Raw genomic sequence first — 5,743 nt, 5'->3', positions numbered from 1 at the left:
TGTTCCGTAAAGCGGATCGTTGCCGACCGTCTTTCGGGAACCACATAGTGGACGCGTAGCAATCTTTCTTCCTCCTCTACAGGGGAAGAGTGTTGTCAAGTTATCGGCTTATTAGTACCGGTCAGCTCCATGGGTCGTTAGTCCCCACTTCCACATCCGGCCTATCAACCCAGTAGTCTAGCTGGGAGCCTCTCACCCCGAAGGGTATGGAAATCTCATCTCGAAGCCGGCTTCCCGCTTAGATGCTTTCAGCGGTTATCCGTTCCGAACGTAGCTAATCAGCGGTGCTCTTGGCAGAACAACTGACACACCAGAGGTTCGTCCATCCCGGTCCTCTCGTACTAGGGATAGATCTTCTCAAATTTCCTACGCGCGCAGCGGATAGGGACCGAACTGTCTCACGACGTTCTAAACCCAGCTCGCGTACCGCTTTAATGGGCGAACAGCCCAACCCTTGGGACCTACTCCAGCCCCAGGATGCGACGAGCCGACATCGAGGTGCCAAACCATGCCGTCGATATGGACTCTTGGGCAAGATCAGCCTGTTATCCCCGAGGTACCTTTTATCCGTTGAGCGACAGCGCTTCCACAAGCCACTGCCGGATCACTAGTCCCGACTTTCGTCCCTGCTCGACTTGTCAGTCTTACAGTCAAGCTCCCTTGTGCACTTACACTCGACACCTGATTGCCAACCAGGTTGAGGGAACCTTTGGGCGCCTCCGTTACTTTTTAGGAGGCAACCGCCCCAGTTAAACTACCCACCAGGCACTGTCCCAGAACCGGATCACGGTTCGTAGTTAGATATCCAAAGTGACCAGAGTGGTATTTCAACAATGACTCCACCTGAACTAGCGTCCAAGCTTCACAGTCTCCCACCTATCCTACACAAGCCACTCCGAACACCAATACCAAGCTGTAGTAAAGGTCACGGGGTCTTTCCGTCCTGCTGCGCGTAACGAGCATCTTTACTCGTAGTGCAATTTCGCCGAGTTCGCGGTTGAGACAGCTGGGAAGTCGTTACGCCATTCGTGCAGGTCGGAACTTACCCGACAAGGAATTTCGCTACCTTAGGATGGTTATAGTTACCACCGCCGTTTACTGGGGCTTAAATTCTCAGCTTCGCTTGCGCTAACCGTTCCTCTTAACCTTCCAGCACCGGGCAGGCGTCAGTCCGTATACATCGTCTTGCGACTTGGCACGGACCTGTGTTTTTAGTAAACAGTCGCTTCCCACTGGTCTCTGCGGCCTTTCCCGCTCCGGGAGTAAATCCCATCACGGTTCCGGCCCCCCTTCTCCCGAAGTTACGGGGGCATTTTGCCGAGTTCCTTAACCACGATTCTCTCGATCTCCTTGGTATTCTCTACCTGACCACCTGAGTCGGTTTGGGGTACGGGCGGCTTGAACCTCGCGTCGATGCTTTTCTCGGCAGCATAGGATCACTGATTTCCCCCAATCGGGGTACGCATCGGATCTCAGGCGCATTGACGACGGATTTGCCTATCGTCAGCCCTACATCCTTACACCAGGTTCACCTTACGGATACCATCGCCTGGCTCAGCTACCTTCCTGCGTCACACCTGTTAATACGCTAAACGCACCAGCATGGGGTCGAGCGTTAGACCGGCCGGCATCACCCCGAAGGGATCCACTCAGCCGGGTTAGGACTCTTAGCACCACTGGATTATCTTGGGCGGTTCTTCGCCGGTACGGGAATATCAACCCGTTGTCCATCGACTACGCCTGTCGGCCTCGCCTTAGGTCCCGACTTACCCAGGGCGGATTAACCTGGCCCTGGAACCCTTGGTCTTTCGGAGGACGGGTTTCTCACCCGTCTTTCGCTACTCATGCCTGCATTCTCACTCGTGTGGCCTCCACGGCTGGTTTACACCGCCGCTTCACTGGCCACACGACGCTCTCCTACCACTCCGTACGACTGAACCACGAAGGCTTGTCTATAATACGAAATCTACAGCTTCGGTGGTGTGCTTGAGCCCCGTTACATTGTCGGCGCGGAATCACTTGACCAGTGAGCTATTACGCACTCTTTCAAGGGTGGCTGCTTCTAAGCCAACCTCCTGGTTGTCTCTGCAACTCCACATCCTTTCCCACTTAGCACACGCTTAGGGACCTTAGCTGGTAGTCTGGGTTGTTTCCCTCTCGACAATGAAGCTTATCCCCCACTGTCTCACTGCTGCGCTCTCACTTACCGGCATTCGGAGTTTGGCTGACGTCAGTAAGCTTTTGGGCCCCATCGGCCATCCAGTAGCTCTACCTCCGGCAAGAAACACGCAACGCTGCACCTAAATGCATTTCGGAGAGAACCAGCTATCACGAAGTTTGATTGGCCTTTCACCCCTATCCACAGCTCATCCCCTCCATTTTCAACTGAAGTGGGTTCGGTCCTCCACGACGTCTTACCGTCGCTTCAACCTGGCCATGGATAGATCACTTCGCTTCGGGTCTAGGACATGCGACTGTATCGCCCTCTTAAGACTCGCTTTCGCTACGGCTACCCCACACGGGTTAACCTCGCCACATATCGCTAACTCGCAGGCTCATTCTTCAAAAGGCACGCTGTCACCCCTACAAGGAGGCTCCAACGGTTTGTAAGCAAACGGTTTCAGGTACTATTTCACTCCCCTCCCGGGGTACTTTTCACCTTTCCCTCACGGTACTTGTCCGCTATCGGTCATCTGGGAGTATTTAGGCTTATCAGGTGGTCCTGACAGATTCACACGGGATTTCTCGGGCCCCGAGCTACTTGGGATCCCCATTCAGCCAGCGCCAGCATTTCGGCTACGGGGTTCGCACCCTCTATGACCAGCCATTCAAAGCTGTTCGCCTATACTGCGCTGTAACTGCTCCTGTCCGGCAGAACAGGACAACGGGTCCCACAACCCCGACCATGCAACGACCGCCGTCTATCACACATGACCGGTTTAGCCTCTTCCGATTTCGCTCGCCACTACTGACGGAATCACTGTTGTTTTCTCTTCCTGTGGGTACTGAGATGTTTCACTTCCCCACGTTCCCTCTACCCGCCCTATATATTCAGGCGGGAGTCACCAGGTCAAAACGCCTGGCGGGGTTTCCCCATTCGGACATCCTCGGATCAGGGCTCGATTATCAGCTCCCCGAGGCTTATCGCAGATTTCTACGTCCTTCTTCGGCTCCAGATGCCAAGGCATCCACCGTTTGCTCTTAGAAACTTGACCACAAAGTTGCTGCCAGCCAAAGACTGGCAGCTCAGTGTTATCTCATTCGCCAACCACACCTAAAAGGCGGGTTGGTCTAAGAAATTGCACTTAGTATCACAAACACTCACCAACCCGAAGGCCGGCACCTGCTTGCGACTAAGATGCTCGCGTCCACTGTGTAGTTCTCAAAATACGGGCGGCACCAGAATCACCCTGCGATTGATGCAGGACTTTCCTGGCCCAGAGGAGTCAACCCGTTGATCTTCCGACCAACCGGTTTGGTCCCTCAGGACCCAACAGCGTGCACACTCCCCCGCTCCCCAGCCCTCTCGTTCCAGACACCTAGAAGGTGACGTACTGAAGCTGACCGGCTCACCGGAAAGTCATTGTCAATGTTCCACCCATGAGCGCCAGCCGAAGACATTCGCTTCGGAACTGACTTGACCAGATGAATCCCCGTGTATACCGCGGGGCTGGTACATGCTCCTTAGAAAGGAGGTGATCCAGCCGCACCTTCCGGTACGGCTACCTTGTTACGACTTAGTCCTAATCACCGATCCCACCTTCGACAGCTCCATCCCACAAGGGGTTAGGCCACTGGCTTCGGGTGTTACCGACTTTCATGACTTGACGGGCGGTGTGTACAAGGCCCGGGAACGTATTCACCGCAGCGTTGCTGATCTGCGATTACTAGCGACTCCGACTTCATGAGGTCGAGTTGCAGACCTCAATCCGAACTGAGACCGGCTTTTTGGGATTCGCTCCACCTTACGGTATCGCAGCCCTTTGTACCGGCCATTGTAGCATGCGTGAAGCCCAAGACATAAGGGGCATGATGATTTGACGTCATCCCCACCTTCCTCCGAGTTGACCCCGGCAGTCTCCTATGAGTTCCCACCATAACGTGCTGGCAACATAGAACGAGGGTTGCGCTCGTTGCGGGACTTAACCCAACATCTCACGACACGAGCTGACGACAACCATGCACCACCTGTATACCGACCTTGCGGGGCGACCATCTCTGGCCGTTTCCGGTATATGTCAAGCCTTGGTAAGGTTCTTCGCGTTGCATCGAATTAATCCGCATGCTCCGCCGCTTGTGCGGGCCCCCGTCAATTCCTTTGAGTTTTAGCCTTGCGGCCGTACTCCCCAGGCGGGGAACTTAATGCGTTAGCTGCGACACGGAGACCGTGGAATGGTCCCCACATCTAGTTCCCAACGTTTACGGCATGGACTACCAGGGTATCTAATCCTGTTCGCTCCCCATGCTTTCGCTCCTCAGCGTCAGTTACGGCCCAGAGATCTGCCTTCGCCATCGGTGTTCCTCCTGATATCTGCGCATTCCACCGCTACACCAGGAATTCCAATCTCCCCTACCGCACTCTAGTCTGCCCGTACCCACTGCAGGCTGGGGGTTGAGCCCCCAGATTTCACAGCAGACGCGACAAACCGCCTACGAGCTCTTTACGCCCAATAATTCCGGACAACGCTTGCACCCTACGTATTACCGCGGCTGCTGGCACGTAGTTAGCCGGTGCTTTTTCTGCAGGTACCGTCACTTTCGCTTCTTCCCTACTAAAAGAGGTTTACAACCCGAAGGCCGTCGTCCCTCACGCGGCGTTGCTGCATCAGGCTTGCGCCCATTGTGCAATATTCCCCACTGCTGCCTCCCGTAGGAGTCTGGGCCGTGTCTCAGTCCCAGTGTGGCCGGTCACCCTCTCAGGCCGGCTACCCGTCGTCGCCTTGGTGAGCCATTACCTCACCAACTAGCTGATAGGCCGCGAGTCCATCCTTGACCGAAATTCTTTCCAACTCCTAGCCATGCGGCTGAAGCTCGTATCCGGTATTAGACGCCGTTTCCAGCGCTTATCCCAGAGTCAAGGGCAGGTTACTCACGTGTTACTCACCCGTTCGCCACTAATCCCCCCAGCAAGCTGGAGTTCATCGTTCGACTTGCATGTGTTAAGCACGCCGCCAGCGTTCGTCCTGAGCCAGGATCAAACTCTCCGTAAAAGAAAAAACAGAACCACCGGAAAAAGGTGATAACTGCTGAATTTGATGCTGACTGAAAGAACAAAACAATCTGACGATTGTTGATTGTCCGTCAATCTCAAAGAAACCTAAACACCATCGACGACCGAAGCCTTCGACAATGCCAGGGTATAAATTGGCATTTGACAATGTGCACGCTGTTGAGTTCTCAAGGACCAAACGCATCAGAGACCCGATCTCATATGAGACCATCGCCCGGAGCGGCTGTGAAACCTTAGCACCGATCTTCCTGTTGCAAGACCATCGCTCTTCGACTCCTGAGAGCCGGTGTCGTTCTCACGACGAGCCATGACGCTACACCATCTGGATCAGTGTTCGCAACCCACTTGGTCCGAGGCCAGCTAGCAAACCAGCAGCAACTCGAGGACTTGGAGGTCAGTGTCATCTGGTGGCCGGTGAAGCTTCGCTCCGCCGCACCTCCGTGGTGACAAGAGGAAACATTACAGGCACACCAGGCACATCGTCCAAACCCTGCCGCATCCCGGGCGTGTCGC

General features: G+C 54.8%; 2 rRNA genes. Both read right to left on the bottom strand.

Annotated features, from left to right (window positions below):
- Positions 1–91: 91 nt before the first annotated feature.
- Positions 92–3,215: ribosomal RNA gene (locus IFT90_RS16595) — 23S ribosomal RNA — on the bottom strand.
- 473 nt (positions 3,216–3,688) lie between these two features.
- A 16S ribosomal RNA gene (locus tag IFT90_RS16590) occupies positions 3,689–5,210 on the bottom strand.
- The 16S and 23S rRNA genes sit together here, the layout of an rRNA operon.
- Positions 5,211–5,743: the final 533 nt, after the last annotated feature.

The sequence above is a fragment of the Frigoribacterium sp. CFBP 8766 genome, from assembly GCF_014841435.1.
Taxonomy (GTDB): domain Bacteria; phylum Actinomycetota; class Actinomycetes; order Actinomycetales; family Microbacteriaceae; genus Frigoribacterium.
This window is presented reverse-complemented; position numbering and strand designations above follow the sequence as displayed.